This window comes from Neorhizobium sp. 05N33, from assembly GCF_056397445.1.
On the sequence record NZ_JBFTNK010000008.1, the window covers coordinates 221,151 to 239,365 of the forward strand.

At 60.6% G+C, this 18,215-nt stretch carries 19 protein-coding genes and 1 pseudogene; 3 read left to right on the forward strand and 17 right to left on the reverse strand.

Annotation, left to right across the window (positions count from 1 at the left end; translation table 11 throughout):
• Nucleotides 1-65 precede the first annotated feature (65 nt).
• Nucleotides 66-398 (reverse strand): YciI family protein, encoded by a 333-nt coding sequence (locus AC1DLT_RS20675; RefSeq protein WP_477481816.1) that lies wholly within the window; start codon nt 396-398, stop codon nt 66-68.
• A 102-nt stretch (nt 399-500) separates the two neighbouring features.
• On the reverse strand, nt 501-1,046 hold the full coding sequence (locus AC1DLT_RS20680) for a GNAT family N-acetyltransferase (protein ID WP_477487994.1): 546 nt from the start codon (nt 1,044-1,046) through the stop codon (nt 501-503).
• A gap of 673 nt (nt 1,047-1,719) precedes the next feature.
• Between AC1DLT_RS20680 and AC1DLT_RS20685 the strand changes: the two genes are divergently transcribed.
• Complete coding sequence (locus tag AC1DLT_RS20685; RefSeq protein WP_477487995.1) at nt 1,720-2,178, forward strand: mobile mystery protein A; 459 nt, start codon at nt 1,720-1,722, stop codon at nt 2,176-2,178.
• Nucleotides 2,175-2,777 (forward strand): mobile mystery protein B, encoded by a 603-nt coding sequence (locus AC1DLT_RS20690; protein WP_477487996.1) that lies wholly within the window; start codon nt 2,175-2,177, stop codon nt 2,775-2,777. The genes AC1DLT_RS20685 and AC1DLT_RS20690 overlap by 4 nt, the downstream gene beginning before the upstream one ends.
• Before the next feature lie 153 nt (nt 2,778-2,930).
• Here AC1DLT_RS20690 and AC1DLT_RS20695 read toward each other — a convergent pair.
• Nucleotides 2,931-3,089: pseudogene (locus tag AC1DLT_RS20695) on the reverse strand (ATP-grasp domain-containing protein); the annotation flags it as partial.
• Between the two features lie 264 nt (nt 3,090-3,353).
• Here AC1DLT_RS20695 and AC1DLT_RS20700 point away from each other — a divergent pair.
• Entirely contained in the window at nt 3,354-4,259 is a 906-nt protein-coding gene (locus AC1DLT_RS20700; protein ID WP_477487997.1) for a LysR substrate-binding domain-containing protein, read from the forward strand.
• Nucleotides 4,260-4,314: 55 nt separating this feature from the next.
• On the opposite strand, the gene AC1DLT_RS20705 is transcribed toward AC1DLT_RS20700, so the two are convergent.
• From AC1DLT_RS20705 to AC1DLT_RS20770, 14 genes are all read right to left on the reverse strand, one after another.
• Nucleotides 4,315-5,595 (reverse strand): TRAP transporter large permease, encoded by a 1,281-nt coding sequence (locus tag AC1DLT_RS20705; RefSeq protein ID WP_477487998.1) that lies wholly within the window; start codon nt 5,593-5,595, stop codon nt 4,315-4,317.
• On the reverse strand, nt 5,592-6,149 hold the full coding sequence (locus AC1DLT_RS20710) for a TRAP transporter small permease (RefSeq protein ID WP_477487999.1): 558 nt from the start codon (nt 6,147-6,149) through the stop codon (nt 5,592-5,594). Before AC1DLT_RS20710 ends, AC1DLT_RS20705 begins: the two co-directional genes overlap by 4 nt.
• A gap of 54 nt (nt 6,150-6,203) precedes the next feature.
• Nucleotides 6,204-7,199 carry a DctP family TRAP transporter solute-binding subunit gene (locus AC1DLT_RS20715; RefSeq protein WP_040124210.1) on the reverse strand — a complete coding sequence of 332 codons (996 nt, stop codon included), beginning with the start codon at nt 7,197-7,199 and terminating at the stop codon, nt 6,204-6,206.
• 44 nt (nt 7,200-7,243) lie between these two features.
• Entirely contained in the window at nt 7,244-8,134 is an 891-nt protein-coding gene (locus AC1DLT_RS20720) for an NAD(P)-dependent oxidoreductase (RefSeq protein ID WP_477488000.1), read from the reverse strand.
• A gap of 17 nt (nt 8,135-8,151) precedes the next feature.
• Nucleotides 8,152-8,457 carry a putative quinol monooxygenase gene (locus AC1DLT_RS20725; RefSeq protein ID WP_477488017.1) on the reverse strand — a complete coding sequence of 102 codons (306 nt, stop codon included), beginning with the start codon at nt 8,455-8,457 and terminating at the stop codon, nt 8,152-8,154.
• Nucleotides 8,458-8,471: 14 nt separating this feature from the next.
• Nucleotides 8,472-9,830 (reverse strand): NAD(P)H-dependent oxidoreductase, encoded by a 1,359-nt coding sequence (locus AC1DLT_RS20730; protein WP_477488001.1) that lies wholly within the window; start codon nt 9,828-9,830, stop codon nt 8,472-8,474.
• A 427-nt stretch (nt 9,831-10,257) separates the two neighbouring features.
• The gene (locus AC1DLT_RS20735; protein ID WP_477488002.1) at nt 10,258-11,148 is read right to left on the reverse strand and encodes a ribokinase; all 891 of its coding nucleotides are present in this window, start codon (nt 11,146-11,148) and stop codon (nt 10,258-10,260) included.
• On the reverse strand, nt 11,145-12,020 hold the full coding sequence (locus AC1DLT_RS20740; RefSeq protein ID WP_041364133.1) for a MurR/RpiR family transcriptional regulator: 876 nt from the start codon (nt 12,018-12,020) through the stop codon (nt 11,145-11,147). The genes AC1DLT_RS20735 and AC1DLT_RS20740 overlap by 4 nt, the downstream gene beginning before the upstream one ends.
• The gene (locus tag AC1DLT_RS20745) at nt 12,017-12,991 is read right to left on the reverse strand and encodes an ABC transporter permease (protein WP_477488003.1); all 975 of its coding nucleotides are present in this window, start codon (nt 12,989-12,991) and stop codon (nt 12,017-12,019) included. Before AC1DLT_RS20745 ends, AC1DLT_RS20740 begins: the two co-directional genes overlap by 4 nt.
• A 32-nt stretch (nt 12,992-13,023) precedes the next feature.
• Nucleotides 13,024-14,550: a sugar ABC transporter ATP-binding protein gene (locus tag AC1DLT_RS20750; RefSeq protein WP_477488004.1), complete on the reverse strand. Its 1,527-nt coding sequence runs from the start codon at nt 14,548-14,550 to the stop codon at nt 13,024-13,026.
• Nucleotides 14,551-14,613: 63 nt separating this feature from the next.
• Nucleotides 14,614-15,678 carry a sugar ABC transporter substrate-binding protein gene (locus AC1DLT_RS20755; RefSeq protein ID WP_477481805.1) on the reverse strand — a complete coding sequence of 355 codons (1,065 nt, stop codon included), beginning with the start codon at nt 15,676-15,678 and terminating at the stop codon, nt 14,614-14,616.
• A gap of 92 nt (nt 15,679-15,770) precedes the next feature.
• Nucleotides 15,771-16,751 (reverse strand): sugar phosphate isomerase/epimerase family protein, encoded by a 981-nt coding sequence (locus tag AC1DLT_RS20760; RefSeq protein WP_477488005.1) that lies wholly within the window; start codon nt 16,749-16,751, stop codon nt 15,771-15,773.
• Nucleotides 16,752-16,995: 244 nt separating this feature from the next.
• Nucleotides 16,996-17,916: a ribokinase gene (gene rbsK / locus AC1DLT_RS20765; RefSeq protein WP_477488006.1), complete on the reverse strand. Its 921-nt coding sequence runs from the start codon at nt 17,914-17,916 to the stop codon at nt 16,996-16,998.
• A 10-nt stretch (nt 17,917-17,926) separates the two neighbouring features.
• Nucleotides 17,927-18,215 (reverse strand): RbsD/FucU family protein (locus AC1DLT_RS20770; protein ID WP_477488007.1); only part of this gene is annotated, 289 nt, incomplete at its 5' end.

Consider the following 18,215-nt stretch of genomic DNA (forward strand, 5'->3'; position numbering starts at 1 on the left):
CCCATAAATCTGCCGTTCGAGATTCGACATATCCAATCTCCTGTATCTTGAATAATGAGCTCTGATCAGGGTACTTCTTTCAGGGGCCAAACTTCAACGACGCCGTGTGCAATCGCGCACGGTACGTGGGAAACCTTCTCTATGGCGTCGGCCAGGTCGGTGGCCTCGATGACGGCAAATCCCGCAATCGGCAGGGCTGACGACATGAACGGTCCATCGCGGGTTTCCACCCCGCGCGCCTCCGGATTGCGGACCTGCACCGGTGTGCCGGCGATCCCGATCACGGCGCCCTCGGACCGCAGTTTTGCGTCCTGGGCATGCGCGGCGTCTTTGACGGGTCCGGGCGTGCGATCGTAGCCAGCCGGGTCGCCATATCCGATTGTGATAAACTTCGACATGGTCTTGTCTCCTTTCCTTTCCTTTCCGTGGTATGCGGCGGGCCGGCCACAACGGCGTCAGGGGCGGCTACAGACCGTCTGATCCGGCCAATAGCCAGGCGCCTATCCGGCGTCCTCGAGTGGCAGGGCGTACGCTATGATCTTCTGATCGGTCAGACCGGGACTGAACCCGAGAACATTCGACGCTGCCAGATCGTGCGAAGGGCGCCTGCGAAAACCAAGGCCCTCATACAGGTTGCACGCCGCCATCATGAACTCGGCGGTGTGCAGCGTGAGAGCACGTGCTCCATCTTGTTGGGCGCGTCCTATGCACCACAAACAAAGTGCCCGACCGTAGCCACGTCCTTGAGCGGAGGGCGCGACGGCCAATGTTCGAAGCCCTGCAACACTGGAAGGCCACCCCATTCCCTCGCGCGACGCCTCCGCGTAATAGGTGACCGTTCCCACGAGGCGCCCTTGCATCTCAAGCACCGCAATATCCGCCTGCCCCCATCGGCTCGTGAAGTCGCGCGAGTCTCTCAAATAGGGATCGAAGATGTGGGCGGGCAAAACTCCGCGATATTGCGCGAAAGCGTCGGTGACGAGAGCGGCCGTGGCGCCAAGTTCCCGAGGCTCTGCAAGGCGTACCCTATATTCAGTGTCGATCATTCCGTGTCCTCGTCCAAGGTGAAGGAAAAAGACTGCTTTCCCTCAAGGCTCGCGGCGCTCAATCTTCGGCTACCTGCCGTTGTTCGGAGCAAAGCCGGCCAGGCTTGCATAATCGCGCACGACCTATGATGAGAAGATAGCGCGCCAACGTCCGGCGCTCCGATCTGCATTACAGCCATCGCCAAGGTATCGAACGAGTCTTGTGGCGGGAATGACAAAAAGATTGCATTTTCTGCCAATGCCTGGCGTTACCGTCATTGTCTCTTCAATATGATGATCAGCCTGATAACCCGCCCCATGGCATTCTGCTCTTCATCAGATAGCGGCAACGCCGGTCGCGAGGGAGCTAAGGCAGTCATGCCTGGGCAGCATACGCCGCAGGATCTCCGCAGCGTCCGGATAGGCAAGCACGGCTCGCCAGGCGCTCGATCGCCACCACGCAGGAGCACGCGAAAAATTCGCCGGGAAGCCGCCACCGCCATGATCGCGATCGCCTCGCAGGTCAGCAGCGAGACGGGGCGATTGCCAACGAGGAAGAACAGCTTGGTCGTCTCCAGTGAAGGCCATTATAAGTGACGCACCAACAGCGTCAATAAATATATTGACATTTTGTCACAGATTGTATAGCTTTTTATTGACGAAATGATTTAATCCGTCAACATACGAGTCTCCAATGGGCGTGAAGCAAACCGTACGTCGGCAGTATCAGGCGATTGTAGATACGGCGCATGGAAACGATATCGAGAGACCCGCTGAAGGCTGGATCCGAACCGTGCGCAGAGCTTTGGGCATGTCGGGCGCGCAACTCGCCAAGAAAATGGGCGTCACGCGCTCGCGCATCGCGCAGGCCGAAAAAGCCGAGCTTGATGGCGGTGTGACCTTGAAGTCCATGGAGGCGATCGCAGAAGCGATGGGTTGCCGCTTCGTCTACGCCTTTGTCCCACCTCAGACGATCGAAAATGTCATTATCGCCCAGGCCAGGAAAAAAGCACAGGCGATCGTCGGTAGGGCCGCAAAGCATATGGCGTTGGAAGACCAAACTGTTTCGCGCAGCCTGACCCAGCAGGAAGTCGCGCGCCTGATGAATGAGCTGATGTACCAGATGCCCTCCGATTTCTGGGAGGATAAGTGACCTTTGAGTTCGAATATCCCGATGGTGCGACCCCTCTCGACCCAAACGAAATCGGCGGGCTGAAATTTGAGCATCTTAAAACGCAGAGTGAGCTGGACGAGCTCGAACAGGCGAACATCGCTTCTGGACTGCGCTGGATTTCTCGTATGCGCCGAAAAGATATTCTGACCGATGACTTTGCAATCGAGCTTCATCGGCGCCTTTTTGGCGATGTTTGGGATTGGGCGGGCGCATTTCGCAAAACGGGGAAAAACATTGGTATCGATCCCGTGCAGATAGGAGTCCAACTGCGGGGGCTCATGGATGATGCCCGGTATTGGGCTGATAACAACACGTACTCTGCGATCGAGGTGGCTGTCCGGCTACATCATAAGCTGGTATTCATTCATCCGTTTCCGAACGGTAATGGCCGGCATGCGCGCATCATGGCGGATGTCGTTCTTGAAAAGATATATGGAGCCGAACCTATCGATTGGACGTCGGGCTCCAATCTTCAAAAGATGAGCGAGAGACGCGCCGCCTATATCGCGGCGCTGAAAGCGGTAGATAATTACGATTTGGAACCGCTGCTGGCTTTTGTGGCGCCCGGGGTCTCTTGACTTCCTGCGACGCATTTCACGTCGACGCCAAGGCGGTCGCCGGGCGATGACAGGCTTCCTGGTGATGCCGTGCACGACATCTCCAACTGTCTCGACGGAATATTCCAATCCCACGATGAACTCCTCGATCAAAACATCCCGGGCCGTTCCCTCGCCGCCGCTCGACAGCAGATGGGCCACCTGCTCTCCAACATCTCCACCGTCCAGACAAAGACGCACGCGGGTGCTTCCACTTCCGACCACCGGCTTGACGATCAGCGGAAAGCCGATCCGGATCGCTGCTTCGACAGCGGACGGGACATTGTGGACCAGTTCATAAGCCGGGGCGAGTAATCCGGCATTCTTGAGCGTTCCCCGCTGGCTCTGCTGGTGGCTAGTTCCTGATCACCTATGTCCCGGACCTGGTGCTTTGGCTCCCGCGTTTAGCCGGCGCGATGCGATGACGATAGGAAAAGCCAACTTGACGCCGCCTTCTTCTTATTGTCCATTTGCTCAACGAAATTAAGGCCATTCGTGATTACAGCATTCTCTGAACGACGAACACCGTCTCAGCGCCGTCGTCAGCGCAGGTAGAAAATGCAGCTTCCGATCAAGGCCATTCTCGTTTTTCACGCCGCAGCTCGTGCCGGCAGCATTTCCCGCGCAGCCGCAGAGCTGAGCGTGACGCCATCGGCGGTCAGCCAGCAGATCCAGTTGCTGGAGGTTCAACTTGGCATCTCCCTGCTTGCCAAAGCCGGCCGAGGCGTCGTGTTGACGGAGGCTGGCGAACGTTATTTCTCGATGATCGCCGAGCAGATCGAGCGCATCGAGGAAGCAACCGGCACGATCCAAGGGTTTCGCTCAGTTACGACGCTGACCGTTCGCGCCACCCCCACCCTGTCCAACAAGTGGTTGCTGCCACGCCTCGGCAAGCTGCTCGACCAGCATCCCGATCTCGAAGTTCGCCTTGACGGCACCAATGAGCCTACCGACTTCAACCAGGAACTGGTGGACATTGAGCTTCGCCACGGCAATGGACGCTGGCCGGGACTGTTCGTGGAAGGTATCGCCGACGAACAGTTCATGCCGGTCTGCTCGCCCGATTATGCGGCGGCAGGTAGCCTCCAGCCGCAGGACCTGCTCGATCACCGCCTGATCCATTCGGTCAAGTCGCAGGCGCAATGGACGACCTGGTTTCAGCTGACCGAGGTTGCGCCACAGGAGCGCTGGTCGCGGATTCTCTTTGACCGCAGCCATATGGCGATCGACGCCGCCATACGCGGCATGGGCATTGCGCTGGAGAGCACGCTGATGATGGGCGATGAATTGAAGAGCGGGCGGCTAGTCTGTCCGGTCGCGGCGCCACCGGAAATCCGCATTGTCACGCAGTGGATCGTCTGCCCGCGAGACCATCTGCGTCAGAAGAAAGTGCGGATCTTTCTCGATTGGCTGCGCACCGAGCGGGATGTCTGGCAGGCTGCTCAGCGGGACGCTGTCTCCTGACGGCAGATCCCGTGACGGCCGAGGGCCACGGGATGGCTCATATTTCGCTGCCGCTTCAGTAGAGGCCCAGCAGCCGGATGGGCGTCAGCGTCAGCTGCGGGAACAGCACCAGTGCGAGAATGGCCCCGACCAGGATGGACATTGGCGCAAGCGAGCCCTTGATCACATCCTCGATCGACATCTTCGCCACTTGCGCCACGGCAAACAGGCAAACCCCGACGGGCGGCGTCACCAGACCAAGCGTCAGGGTGATGACCATAACGATCAGAAAGTGAATCGGATCGACCCCGAGGGAGACGGCTGACGGCATCAGCACCGGGATCAGGATGAACATGGCGGCGATGGCATCCATGAACATGCCGACGACGATCAGGAACAGGAAGATCAGGACAAGAACCATGGTCGGGCCGGTGCTGATCGCGGCCAGGAACGTCGCCACCTGCGCCGGCAGACCATCGAAAGTGAAGACCCAGGCGGCCAGCTTGGCGGTGGCGGCAATGAAGAGGATCGTGCCCGAGGTCCGTGCCGTTTCGATGAAGATCGTGGGCAGTTCCCGCAGCGAAATTGTGCGGTAAAGGATGACCGATAGAAACAGGGTATAGAGCACTGCGATACCGGCTGCTTCGGTTGGCGTGAAATAGCCATCGACGATACCGATCAGCAGAATGACGGGCGTCAGCATCGGCAGGATGGCCGCGATGCCCGTCGTCACCACCAGGCGCATGTTGAACGGCGTGGACGGGTTGAAGCCGTACCGTACCGCGTAAAAATGGTTAAACACCATGAACATCAGCGCGATAAACAGGCCGGGTATGAGGCCGGCGACCAGCAGCGTGCCGATGGAGGCATTGGCGATCGATCCCGCAATGACAATCAGGATTGACGGCGGAATGATCGACGAGAGGGTGGAGGTACAGAGCGTCATCCCCACGGCGTAACCCTTGGGAAATCCATGGCGCTCCATCGCCTTGATCTCGATTGCGCCGATGGAAGCAATATCGGCAACAGACGACCCGGACACGCCGCCGAAAATGACGGACGATGCCACGTTCACATGGCCGAGTCCGCCCGGCAGCCAGCCGACGATGGCTTCAGCAAAGTCGAAGAGCTTTTCGGCAACGCGGCCGCGCTCCATCAGCACCCCGACCAGAATGAACAGCGGCACCGCGACCAGCAGGAACGAATTCATCGCCGAGAACATGCTCTGCGCCAGAAGATCGATCGGGGTCGAGGTAAAGACCACGATGGCCAGCAAGCTGGCGAGGCCTAGAGCAACGGCAAGCGGAACGCCAAACGCACTCATCACGAGGAAAAGGACAAGAAGAACGAGGCTCATGGCTGCTTCTCCGGCTTGGGCAGTACAGTCTCGGCGAGCGTGATTTCCGGCATGCCCTGGGCGGGATCGGAAATTTCAATGAGGTCGCGGCGGGTCCGTAAGGATTCGAAGATGGCAAGTACCGCCAAGGCGGAGCTAAGAGGCATGATCATGCCGATCACCCACATAGGCACGATCAGCGTGGCCGTGGTTTCGTTCATCATGAACTGCTGCTTGACCAGATGATAACCGGTCCATCCTGTCAGGACGAAGAAGATGACCGATGTCGTCACATAGATCGGCACCGAGAGCCGCTGGATCGCGCGTGGCAGCATCGCCAGAAAGACAACCACGCGCGCGGTTTCCACCGTGCGAAAGCCCGCCGCCAGTCCCAGGAAGATCATCCACACAAAAAGATAACGCGTAGCCTCCTCGGTCCATGAGACCGGAACGCCGAGAAGACGGCTTGCGACCTGGAGAAGGACGACGATCAGCACGCAGAACACGGCGATGCCGGCGACGACATCGGTCATGCCCTTGATGATCTTGTTTAAGAGAGAGCTGTTTTTAACCATGGCTTATTCTCCTGTCCGGACCGGTGCAGGACCGGTCCGGCTTGGGACGAAGGATCAGTTCTTTCCGACAAAGGCGATGGTCTTGTCGAAGAAGGCCTGGTCTTTCACCAGTCCGGCAAAGACCGGGTAAAGGCCCTTCGAGATCGCCACGAACGCCTTTTGCTGCTCGGGCGTCAGGCGGTTGATTTCCATACCGTGCTTCTGCAACTCCGCGATGGTAGTCTCCGCCGTTGCGGCGTCGTTTGCGACCTTCCAGGCCTCCGCTTCCTTGCCCGCCTCCGCAAGCGCCTTCTTATGCGCTTCGCTCAATCCCTCGAATTTCGCCGGATTGATGCCCAGCACCCAGCCGTCACCCATGTGATTGGTGATCGAAGCATATTTCTGCACCTCGTAGAACTTGGCGCTGAGCGGCACGTTGATCGGGTTTTCCTGGCCGTCGACGACCTTCAGCTGCAGGGCGTTGTAAACCTCCGCGAAAGCAAGGGGCGTCGGCGCCGCACCCATCTTCTTGAAGAATTCGACCCAGAGCGGATTGTTCGGCACGCGGAACTTCAGCCCCGACAGATCCTGGGGCTTCGTGATCGCAAGCTTGGAATTGGTCATCTGGCGGAACGGACGCGGCCAGAGATTGATGCCCTTGATGCCGATCTTTTCGAGATCAGTGATCAGCTCCTGGCCCGGCGCGCCCGAGAGGTAGCTGCGCAGCTGCGCCTCGTTGTCGAAGACGTAGGGGATGGAGATCGCCGAGAACTTCGGATTGAAGTTGGCATAGAGCGATGTCGCGAGCAGCAGCATGTCGAGCGAACCGCCGGCCAGCTGCTTTACGGCGCCGGAGGGATCGCCGCCATAGAGCGTGCCGTTCGGGAAGACCTTGACGGTCAGTTGGCCGTTGGTCTTGGCGGCCACGAGTTCAGCGAATTTGTTGGCTGCAACGGTGATTTCGGAATTGTCTGGATCAGGCGTCGATAAGGTCAGCGTCGCTGCCTGGACGATCGAGGCGGTCAGCATGGTAGCGGCGGCCAACAGGCTGCGAAGTGCGAAGTGTTTCATTTTCATTCCTCCCTTTTGATAGTCTCAACTGGATGTCAGGCGGACTAGCCTCCGCCCCGGTTCATGCGTTGCAATTGAAGAATGACGCCGCTGTGATCGAGATCGCCGTCACCATCATCCACCATGGCTTGAAAAAGCCGATCAACCTCCTCGCTGACCGGTAGCGTCAATCCAAGGCTGCGCGCAAAGGCCAGCGCCGTCGATGTGTCCTTCACCTGATATTTCGCGGGCCCACCGGGCTGGAAATTGCCTTCCACCATGCGCAGGCCGTGCTGGCGGAACACCGTGGAGTCGGCGAACCCGCCGAGCAGAGCCTCGCGCACCCTGGCCGGATCGGCACCGCCCCGCTTGGCGAGCGTCAGCGCTTCGGCCACCGCGCAAATGGTCGAGGCGACGATCAACTGATTGGCAAGCTTGGTCAGCGCGCCGCTGCCCGCCGGGCCGACATGGGTCACCCGCCCGAGAGGAGCGAAGACCGGATGCAGCCGATCGACGACTGCGGCATCCCCGCCAGCCATGATCGCAAGCGTTCCTTCCCTGGCACCCTTCTCGCCACCCGAAACCGGCGCATCGACACAAGCCACACCGTGATCGGCGGCCTCCTTGACCAGGGCCACGGCGGTCTCCACCGGAATGGAGCTCATGACGGCCAGGATCGCTCCCGGCCGCATGGCGGAGATCACGCCATGTTCGCCCATCAGCACCGTTTCGCAGACGGGACCGGAACTCAGCATGCAGATCACCACGTCGGCGTCCGCTGCGGCGGCGACGGCATCCGATGCCGTGACCACGCCGCGGCCGCTCAGCGCCGCCGCCTTTTCCGGCGTCCGGTTCCAGCCCGAAACCGCAAAACCTGCCTCGGCCAGACGCCCGGCCATGGGGCCTCCCATGATGCCGGTGCCGATGACGGCAATGCGCTGTATGCTCTCGGTCATTTGTCCTTCTCCCGCCATCACGGATAGTCCCGGCGTGAAAAGCGGACCGGCCGCTCCTCGACGATCAGCGGCGGGAAAGCCTGCCGGAAACGCTCGAGATGCGGCGTTTCCAGATGAGCGTCGAAGGCGGCCCTGCTATCATAGACCTCGTAGAACACCACAGTATCTTCCGATCCTTCAGGGCAGATCACGTCGAACTGCCGGCAACCAGGCTCATCTGCGGTAGAGTGCTTGGCGTCATCCCGCGCAGCTTCCAGGAAAGCCCGCATCTTGCCGGGCTTCACCTGGAATTCCGCGATCACGACAAAGGCTGGCGGGCTCATCTGGTCACCCGTGCTCACGCTGCCGCGCTCTTGGCCGGGCGGAAGCTGCCTTCCATTTCCTGGCGCAGCTTCACCACGTCGAGGTCATTGACGATCTCGACGTCGTCGAACGAGACGATCTGATCCTTCTTGATCGGCCGCTTGAGCTTGACGTTATGGGCAAGACCGATCGGCAGGGCCTTGAGATCAAGGCTGCGGGTTGCCGGAATGGCATTGGCCCAGACGGCATAACCGCCCTCGCCATCCAGCATTTCGCCGGGCTGCATGTCCTTCTTGGCGGTCGCGACCGCATCGCCGCGGAATTCCTTGGAGCAACCGGTCGGCTCGTTGCGCAGCACGGCGGACAGGACGCTGATCGACGTCTCCAGGCCGATGATGTGGAACGGACGCCACATCGAGGCATACCAGCCCGACGGATCGGTCAGCAGGCCATATTGCTTGAAGCAGGACCGGGCATATTCGTTATGCGCCTTGAAGGTGACGAACACGCCGTAGCGGATATTGTTGAACACCTCGCGACCATCCGGCTCCTGGCTGGCGGCAATGTCGACGAGACCCGAACGCGCCATGCGGCCACCGTCGGATGCCGGGCGGAAGACGCGAGCGAGATCGTGGAGGCCCGCGGGCGGGAAGGCCAGGCCATCATCCGGGCAATCCAGGCCGGTGCCATTGGCGACCGCAGCCATTTCGATTGCGGCCTTGGTGCCGTCGGTAAAGGAATTGTAGAGCTTCGGGTTGAGATTGTCCGCCGCGACCTGTTCCTCGGTCCAGCCGAAGAGGCCCCAGACCGTATCCGGGGTGGAATAACGGTAGCGCGGCTCGAAATTCATGCCCTTGCCGGCGGCGGTAATCTCGAAGCCAGTGGCGCGTGCCCAGTCGACCAGTTCGCAGATCAGCGCCGGCTGATCGCCGTAGGCCATGGAATAAATGAGCCCCCTGGCGCGGGCCTTCTCGGCCAGGATCGGCCCGACCATGACGTCGGCCTCGACATTGACCATCACCACATGCTTGTTGTGCTCGATCGCGCCCAGCGCATGGCGGGTGCCGGCGATCGGATGGCCTGTCGCCTCGATGATGCATTCGATTTCGCCGCATTCGAACAGCGCCTTGACATCATCGGTGATGAAGGTCGTGCCGTTCTTGACGGCATCGCCGGCGCTGGTCGCGCTGTAGCGCTCCTTGGCCCAGCCAACCCGCTGCATGGATTCCCTCGCCTTTCCGACATCGAGATCGGCCACGGCAACCATGTGCAGGCCGGCAATGCGCTGGGCCTGGGCGAGCACCATCGACCCGAACTTGCCGGCACCGATCAGGCCGACCCTGACCGGACGTCCATCGGCGGCACGAAGCGAAAGCAGTGAATACAGATTCATTTCAACATCCTCGGCTGGGGAATATCTTTTGCACAGAGCCCGGCCGGAGACCCGATCGATAACAACCGCTCCCGGATTGCGGGCATGGTTGCCCCTCCGGCGAATGCGGTTCCCGCGATGATAAAGTCTCCTCCCGGAGAACGCGGCAACCTGCCTGCGCCCCTCTCGGCCGCCTCCCACAAACGGCTTGTGGCCAGACAGTAGGAGCGAAAAGCGGTTAGCTCAATTTAGAAGATTGGGAATATGCGTTAGATTTTCTAAGCATTCCTGAGCGAGCTGACTTCAGGTCGCGCACCAGCTGACAAACACCGCACGGCCATGTGTTTCTTGGGATTACTGGTGCAAAGCGTCGCTTGAAGCAGTGGGCGATCATCGAGCCGTACGACAGGCAAGCTTGAACGGTGCCGGAGGCTTTTACCTGCTGACTTTACCCAAGACGGTCTGCTTCAGGTGTACCAACCAGTTTTGCCGCGTCCATGTTCGCCTTTCGAAGCGCGTCGTTCATCGTTTTGCCAGACGCGATTTCCGCCGCAAGGACGCCGATAAATTCGTCTCCCGCCCCATGCGTGCTTTCAACATTCACCCTCACAGCCGCAATGACGATCTCCTTTCCATCGCGGTTCGCGTAGGCGACACCCGAACCTCCAGCGGTGACGACGACCTCGGGAAAGATCCGCACAAGTTTCCGTGCGGCCTCAAGGGCGCCGTCGAGTGTTTCAACGACCGGGACGCCGGCCAGCATTTCGGCCTCAATGGCATTGACGACGATGATATCGATGAGGGGTTGCAGCTCGTTCGACAGAACGCGTGCCGGGGCTGCATTGATCAACACGCACCCGCCTGCCTGCTTGACGGCCCTTGCCGCCGCGACGTTGGCGGCATCGGGAATCTCATTTTGCAGAACGAGAACTGTTGTTTTGCTGAGCAGATCGCGAGCCGCCAGGACATCATGGTCGCCAAGCGTCAGGTTGCTGCCCGACACGATAACCGCACCATAGTCGCCCTCGTCGTCGAAAATAGCGACACTCATGCCGGTCGATTGCCAGGCGCCGCGCCGAACGAATGTGTGATCGACATTCCGACGGTCGAGATTCGAGATGAGAAATCGCCCGAAGTCGTCATCGGCGACAGCCCCGATCATGGAGGTGGCAATCCCCGTACGCGCAGCCGAAACCGCCTGATTGCCTCCCTTGCCGCCGCTTTTCGGATGCCAGGACGTCCCCGTTATTGTCTCGCCCTTGCGGGGCCGTGCCGGGCCGAAAACGGCGATATCGTAGTGAAGGCTGCCGAAGACGGTGACAACGGGCGAAGATGTCATAGGAGGCGATCTTTTCGTTTGGACGTTACGGCGGACATGGTGCGTTCAAGATTGCGTTCGGCAGCCTGATAGTCACGCTGGGCGACGGCCACGAAGATGGCATCGAGAATATTGAGCTGGGCGATGCGTGCCGCAGCATTTTCGCCCATCAGCGGCGACCCTTGCGCGGTGGAACACAGAACCACGTCGGCGGACTGGGCGAGCGCCGAAGAGCCGTAATTGGTGATGGCAATGGTGCGCGCGCCGTTCCTGCGCGCAAGCTGGATCGCCTCGATCACCGCGATCGTGTTGCCGGAATGGGAGAAGCCGATGGCAATATCGCCCTCCGCCAGCAGCGAGGCCGACATCAGCATCATGTGCGAATCGTCGAACACGCTGGCGCGCACGCCGATCCTCAAGAACTTGTGGGCCACGTCGCGGGCAATCTGCGCCGAGCCGCCGACGCCGTAGAAATCCCGCGTTGCTGCCTTGTGGATCAGATCCGCCGCCCGGTCGAATGCTGCCATGTCGAGAATGGCAAGCGTTTCCTCGAGCGCGTGGATCGAAGTTCGAAACACCTTCTGGACGATTTCGAGCGAGGTATCGTCCACGGACAGTTCCTGGTGCATCTCCGCCGTCGGCTGCCGGTTGTATTGGCTAACGGCAGAGCGGAAGTCGCGAAAGCCGGAGAAGCCGAGCTTCTTGGTTATCTTGACCACCATGGCTTCGGAAACGCCGGCGTTCTCCGCGATCTGCTTGAGCGACGTCTCGTCGCTGAAATCCCGCATGGCGAAAACGGTATCGACGACCTTTGCTTCGAGCGGCGTCAAGAGCGGCATCATCATGCGGATGCGTGGTCCCACGGCCTTCATGTCGAAGCTTTCACCGTTCATCCCCGTCCCCTTGTCGCGCGATCGATTATCATTGCGGCGAGGATTATAAGGCCGGTGGCGAGCAGTTGATAGAAGGCTTGGACATTCATCAGGGTCAAACCGTTGCGCATCGCGCCAAGGATGATCGCGCCGAGGATCGTGCCGAGAATGCTTCCCTTGCCGCCCATCAGGGAAGCGCCGCCGATGGCCGCAGCCGCAATCGCGTCGAGTTCCCATAGATTGCCGAGGATAGGCTCGGCAGCTCCCAGACGCCCGATCAGGATCAGCGAAGCCAGCGCTGCCAGCCAGCCCGAAATGACGTAGGCTGTGATCTTGGTGCGCGCAATCGGAACGCCGGCCACATAAGCCGCCTCTTCATTGCCACCGACAGCCATCAGATATTCGCCGATCGGCGTCTTCTTGAGCAGGATCCAAGCGGCAATCGCCACGACCGCGACGATAATGACTGGCGTCGGAATGCCGAAGAGATTGCCGTTGAAGAGCGAGCGGAAGCCCGAGGGAATGCCGAGGACGGGATTGCCGCCGGTATAGATGAGCGCGATGGCCCGGTAGGTACTGAGCGTGCCGAGTGTGACGATGAACGGCTGCAGGCCGACATAGGCGACGAGCACGCCGTTGATGAAGCCGCAGACGATGCCCACGCCGAGACCCGCAAGGATCGCCAGGGGTATCGGCGTGCCGGCGAGCAGCAGGGTCGCGGTGATGACGGCGGAGATCGCGGCCATCGGACCGACCGACAGATCGATGCCCCCCGAAATGATCACCAGCGTCATCCCAAGCGCCAGGCACGCATTGATGCTCGACTGCTGAAGAATGTTGACGAGGTTTCGCTCGGACAGGAATCCCGGGACGAGTGCGGCGAATACAGCCATGATGACGATGAGGCCGATCAGCGTTCCCGCGTCGCGCAGCGAAAACGAGAAGCGGCGGAAGGCCGGTGTTGATTCTGCAGCGTTCGACGAACTGGTCATTGTATGTCCTATCTGGGTATGTCCTATCTGGTTCATGCGGTCTGGGCGGCACGTGTATCCGCCGCACCGGCATTCGCCCCCGGAATGGCGTGCGCAACGATCGCGCTTTCTGTCAGCTGGTCGCGTGGAATACCGGCAGCGACCCGACCTTCCCGCATGACCAGCACGCGGTCGGAGAGCCGGATAATCTCCGGCAATTCCGAGGACACGACGATGATCGAATGGCCTTCGCGGGCGAGATCCTCGATCAGGTGATAGATCTCGGACTTGGCGCCAACATCGATGCCGCGGGTGGGCTCGTCGAACAGCAGGATCTGCGATTTGGCCGCCAGCCATCGGGCGATGATCGCCTTCTGCTGGTTGCCTCCGCTGAATAGCCGGATCGGCCGATCCAGTTGGAACGGTCTCAGGTTGACGCGCTTCAACAAAACCTGCGCGGTCGCACGAAGCTTGCCCGTGCTGATCATGCCGCCCGCGGAAAAGCTGGAGAGCGAAGCGAGCGCCATGTTGGTGCTCACGGGACGCAGAGGAATGATCCCCTCCCGCTTGCGTTCTTCCGGCACAAGACCGATGCCGGCAGCAATCGCCTCGCGTGGCGTGGCGAAGCGCACTGCCTTGCCGTCGATGGTGATCGATCCGGCGCTCAGGCGGTCGGCGCCGGCCAAAAGCCGCAGCAGTTCCGTTCGGCCTGAGCCCACGAGCCCGGCAATGCCGAGCACTTCGCCCTTGAGTAGCGTGAAGGACACATCGCGGATCTTCGTTGCCGACGAGAGATTCTTCGCGTCGAGCTTGACCGTATCGGTCACGAAGGAATTGTGTTCCTCCTGCATCAATTGACGACCGACCATCATCGCGATGACGTCCTTTTCCGACGCAGTCTTGAGATCGACCTTGCCGACCAGCTTGCCGTCGCGCATGACGCTGGCGCGTTGGCAGATGCGGAAAACTTCGTCCATCTTGTGGGAGACATAGATGATCGAGACGCCTCTCGCCGAGAGGCTGGCGATCACCTCCGCCAGGCGGTCGAACTCGGTCGGCGTCAAGCTGGAGGTCGGCTCGTCCATGGCGACGACCCTCGCGTTGTCCAGCAGCGCACGGCCGATCTCGACAATCTGGCGCTGCGCCACCTTAAGGGAGGAGATTGGAGCGGCAGGATCGATGCTCCTGTCGATCATCGATAACGCTTCAGCGGCGCGCGCCTCCTGCTCGCGGCGAGAGACGAACAGCCCCCCCATGCGGGTCAGCGAATGACCGAGGAACATATTCTGGGCGACACTCAGATGCGGCACCTGCTGCAGTTCCTGGTGAATCATGGCGATGCCGGCTCCGCGGGCATCCATCGGCTTCTTGAAGGCAACGCCCTGGCCATCGATCAAGACCATTCCGGAGGTCGGGCGAAACACGCCGGAGAGTATCCGCAGAAGGGTGGATTTGCCGGCGCCGTTTTCGCCAAGGAGCCCGTGGATCTCGCCGGGTGCAACGTCGAACGACACGTCGGTGAGGGCGTTCACACCGGGAAAGCTCTTGGAGATCGTCTCGAATCTCAGTCGGGGGATCATTATTCCACCTCGTTCACTAAACCCGGATGCCGGCCTTGACGGCCGGCATCCATTCGACGTTCGTTACTTGGCCGCCTTGGCATCTTCCATCAGCACCGCGCGGACATCGACGTTCGCACCCTGGTAGCGGCTGAGATTGTCGGCGGTGATGAGGGCCTGGGGCGTGGCGACGACGCGGGGCAGCTTCTGGCCGGCGACAAGGCGCAGCGCGGTTTCGAGCGCGACTTCGCCTGTCAAGACCGGAAAGCTGTCGACGGTGCCGGTCAGTTCACCTGCCTTGATCGAGGAATAGGCATCGGAAATTCCGTCGGTGCCGAACACTGCGACCTTGCCGGCAAGGCCGGCGGCCTTGACGGCTTCCACGATGCCGAGCGCCATGCCGTCATTGTTGGCATAGAAACCGACGAGATCTGGATGCTGGTTGAGAATGTTGGTAGCGGCATCGTAGGACGTCTGACGGTCCCAGTTTCCGGGAACGCTGGCGACGACCTTGAACTTGCCGCCTTCGCTGATGGTCGACTTGAAGCCGTCGGTGCGCTGGACGGCAGCGTAGACACCGGCCTGACCTTCGACAATCGCCACCTTGCCGCCCTGGGGACGGTTTTTAATGAACCACTTGGCGACGCGGACGCCATTATCGCGCTGGACGTTGCCGACATAGTGCTCGGCCTGCGGGATGACCGCGTCGTTGACGTTGACGACCGGAATCTTGGCGGCCTTGGCCTGCTCGATTACCGGCTGCAGGTTGGCGTCCGTCTGCGGCGAGACCAGCAGGACGTTATAGCCTTGCGTGATCATACCTTCGGCGATCGTCAGCTGGCCGAGCTGGTCGCCCTCGCTCTGGGCGGCCTGATAGACGACGGGCACGTGGACCTTCTTGCCGAGGGACACATAGCCTTCGCCGAGCGACCGCCAGTATTCGTTGGTCAGTGTCTTTGAAACGGCTCCGGCCTTCGTGCCCTCGGGCAGTTTGGGAAATGGGCCGAGCTTGGCTTCAAGCTCCGACCAGTCCATGCGATTCTTTTCGGTATCGGAATTCAGCGGCGCGAGATCCTGCGCAACGGCTGCGCTGAACAGGAAGCTGGCGGCGACGCCGGCAGCAAGGGTCGTCTTCATAAAGATCTTCATCGGTTCCTCCCGGATGGTGTCGATCGGCACGCCTTCGGCATGCCCTGGGTTCAAGGTTCTTAAGGTTTCAAGAATTTCAGCGTTCGGGCGGCTCAGCCGAGCATCAGCTCCTGGACAACGGCCTGCGCAGATACGGCATCCTGTCGGTCAATCGCCCCGGAAAGGCGGTTGTCCTGCTCGAGGCGATCCACCACCGTCAGCATCCGCTTGACGGTCTGGATGTTTACCTCGCATTCGTGGACCGGATCGAGACCGGTCATATCGGGAAACGTGTCGAAATAGATCGCGCCGTCATAGCCGTCCTTACGGATCTGGCGCAGAAGCTCGATCGTCTGCTGGGCATGCACCGCGCCGACCATCAGGCCGTCGTCGCGCTTGGCATAGCCGTCGTTGAGATGAACGCCGAGAAGCCGGCTGTATCGGGCGATGAGAGCTGCGGCAAAGGCCGGCTGCTCGTCGGCATAGAGCACATGGGCGAAATCCAGCGTCACGCCCAGATTGGGCATATCGACGTCCTTGATCGCAAGAAGCGTGGTCGCGCAATCGGGCATCAGGCTGTAGGAGCGTGGCTCGTTCGGTTTGTATTCGATGCTGATGCGGCAGTCGGGATCATGGGCGCAAACTTCACGAATTCCATCTACTTCGTGTTGCCACAACATATGATAGTTGGCCTGAAAGGCATAATCGAAACCATCCTGTCCGAGCCAGAGCGTCATCAGGTTGCTGCCGGCGGCGCGCGCCGCGTCGATGCCTTTCTTCGTCAAGTCGATCGCCTCGCGGCGAACCGCCGGATCGGGGTTGGTGAAGGCGCCGATCTTGAAGGCCGGATTGGTATAATAACGCATGGCGAAGCCGTTGATCGCCAAGCCGAGATCGCCAATCATCCCGGCCAGAAGCGACGGATCGTCGGCAACATGGTCGGGATAGTTGAGATCGAGATCAGTCAGACCTTCGACCTTGGCTGCGCGCGTCGCCATCTGCATCATTGTCGGCTTGCCCGAAAGATCGGGCCATTCGGCCTTCGGCTTCGAGGCAAAAGAATTCAGTCGGGTGGCAAATCTCGGTTCTGGCACGGGTCTGGCTCACTTCAATCACTACAGATGCAACTTCACAAGATTATTATTACTTGTAAAGTTATAATTGTTGTGCAGCGCACCAATTCGTAATGACGAACGCGAGAGAGACCGGTTCCCGGCCTTTTCCCGTGATGCACGAACGCGCGCGTAAGCAGCCAGCCTGGATCTGCAGCCATGACTGGACGAACCTCGAAACCGGCCCCGAAAAGTTTCAGTCGGCTGCACCGGCAGGACTTCGGCGTCAGCCCGCCATCACCGCCTCGATCTCGGCAAGCGTGGGCATTGCGGGGGCCGTCCCGCGTCTTGTGACGGCGATGCCGGCGGTGGCGCAGCCGAAGCGGACGGCATCGAGCGGTGCCGCGCCCCGCGCAAGCGCTGCAGCAAAACCGCCGACGAAAGCATCGCCGGCACCGGTCGTATCAATGACTGGGCCGCAGGAGACGGCGGGCACATGAGTGGATTGCCCAGCACTGTGGAACAAGACGCCCTGCCCGCCGAGCGTGATGACCGCCGTACCGACACCATGCGACAAAAGCACATCGCCCGCGCGCTTTGCATCCTCCAGGGTTTCGAGCGGAAATCCGACCAACGCCGCGGCTTCTGTCTCGTTGGGGACGATATAGTCGCAGAGCCCGTAGATCTCCGCTGGAAAGACGCCCGCGGGTGCGGGGTTGAAGATCGTGGTGACACCGGCCTGCCTTGCGATTTCGAGCGCCCGATGGGCCGCCGGTGCGGGCTGTTCTAGCTGGGTGATGAACACGGCGGATAGCTCGATGGTACCCCGCGCTGCCTCGACATCCTCGACGTCGATCGTGCCGGCCGCTCCGGCATAAACGATGATCGCGTTGTCGCCGGTACGGTCGTTGACATAGATGAAGGCAGCGCCGGTCGGATGGTCGTCCATGACGGTCAGCTTCGCCGTCACACCGGCCTGCTCGTAGGTCTTGAGCGCCAGATCACCGAATGTGTCGCGGCCGATCTTCGAGATGAAGGACACGTCGGCCCCTGCCCGCGCGGCAGCCACCGCCTGATTGGATCCCTTGCCGCCCGGCCCGACGGAAAAGCCGCTGCCGGCGATGGTCTCACCCACGGCTGGCATGCGCGGCGCGAGATAGGCCGTGTCGGCGACGAAAATGCCGAGAATGGAAATTCCGGTTCCCATGCCGAAAACCTCACACGCCTGCAGGCGGGATGACGCCCTTGGTGAACAGGAAGCAGCCATAGAAGCGCGTTTCGCCGGTCGAGATCACGCAATAGGCCTTCTTGGCCAGATCGTAGAAAGCGAAGCGCTCGATACCGTACATGGGCGAATGCCTGCCTTCCGCCCGGTCGATCTCCGCCTGCACCTCGCCTTGCACGGTCGGAATTTCGCCCGGCGCGCCCATGACTTCCATGCGACCGGCAGAATTCTGGAGCGGCGTGTCGAGCGGCAGCACCGAGAGAATGGCACGGATCGCGTCA

Bases quoted from the DNA above. Each gene is read 5' to 3' on its own strand.
- AC1DLT_RS20675 (WP_477481816.1), bottom strand. From the start codon at position 398: ATGTCGAAGTTTATCACAATCGGATATGGCGACCCGGCTGGCTACGAT.
- AC1DLT_RS20680 (WP_477487994.1), bottom strand. From the start codon at position 1,046: ATGATCGACACTGAATATAGGGTACGCCTTGCAGAGCCTCGGGAACTT.
- AC1DLT_RS20685 (WP_477487995.1), top strand. From the start codon at position 1,720: ATGGGCGTGAAGCAAACCGTACGTCGGCAGTATCAGGCGATTGTAGAT.
- AC1DLT_RS20700 (WP_477487997.1), top strand. From the start codon at position 3,354: ATGCAGCTTCCGATCAAGGCCATTCTCGTTTTTCACGCCGCAGCTCGT.
- AC1DLT_RS20705 (WP_477487998.1), bottom strand. From the start codon at position 5,595: ATGAGCCTCGTTCTTCTTGTCCTTTTCCTCGTGATGAGTGCGTTTGGC.
- AC1DLT_RS20710 (WP_477487999.1), bottom strand. From the start codon at position 6,149: ATGGTTAAAAACAGCTCTCTCTTAAACAAGATCATCAAGGGCATGACC.
- AC1DLT_RS20715 (WP_040124210.1), bottom strand. From the start codon at position 7,199: ATGAAACACTTCGCACTTCGCAGCCTGTTGGCCGCCGCTACCATGCTG.
- AC1DLT_RS20720 (WP_477488000.1), bottom strand. From the start codon at position 8,134: ATGACCGAGAGCATACAGCGCATTGCCGTCATCGGCACCGGCATCATG.
- AC1DLT_RS20725 (WP_477488017.1), bottom strand. From the start codon at position 8,457: ATGAGCCCGCCAGCCTTTGTCGTGATCGCGGAATTCCAGGTGAAGCCC.
- AC1DLT_RS20730 (WP_477488001.1), bottom strand. From the start codon at position 9,830: ATGAATCTGTATTCACTGCTTTCGCTTCGTGCCGCCGATGGACGTCCG.
- AC1DLT_RS20735 (WP_477488002.1), bottom strand. From the start codon at position 11,148: ATGACATCTTCGCCCGTTGTCACCGTCTTCGGCAGCCTTCACTACGAT.
- AC1DLT_RS20740 (WP_041364133.1), bottom strand. From the start codon at position 12,020: ATGAACGGTGAAAGCTTCGACATGAAGGCCGTGGGACCACGCATCCGC.
- AC1DLT_RS20745 (WP_477488003.1), bottom strand. From the start codon at position 12,991: ATGACCAGTTCGTCGAACGCTGCAGAATCAACACCGGCCTTCCGCCGC.
- AC1DLT_RS20750 (WP_477488004.1), bottom strand. From the start codon at position 14,550: ATGATCCCCCGACTGAGATTCGAGACGATCTCCAAGAGCTTTCCCGGT.
- AC1DLT_RS20755 (WP_477481805.1), bottom strand. From the start codon at position 15,678: ATGAAGATCTTTATGAAGACGACCCTTGCTGCCGGCGTCGCCGCCAGC.
- rbsK (WP_477488006.1), bottom strand. From the start codon at position 17,916: ATGGGAACCGGAATTTCCATTCTCGGCATTTTCGTCGCCGACACGGCC.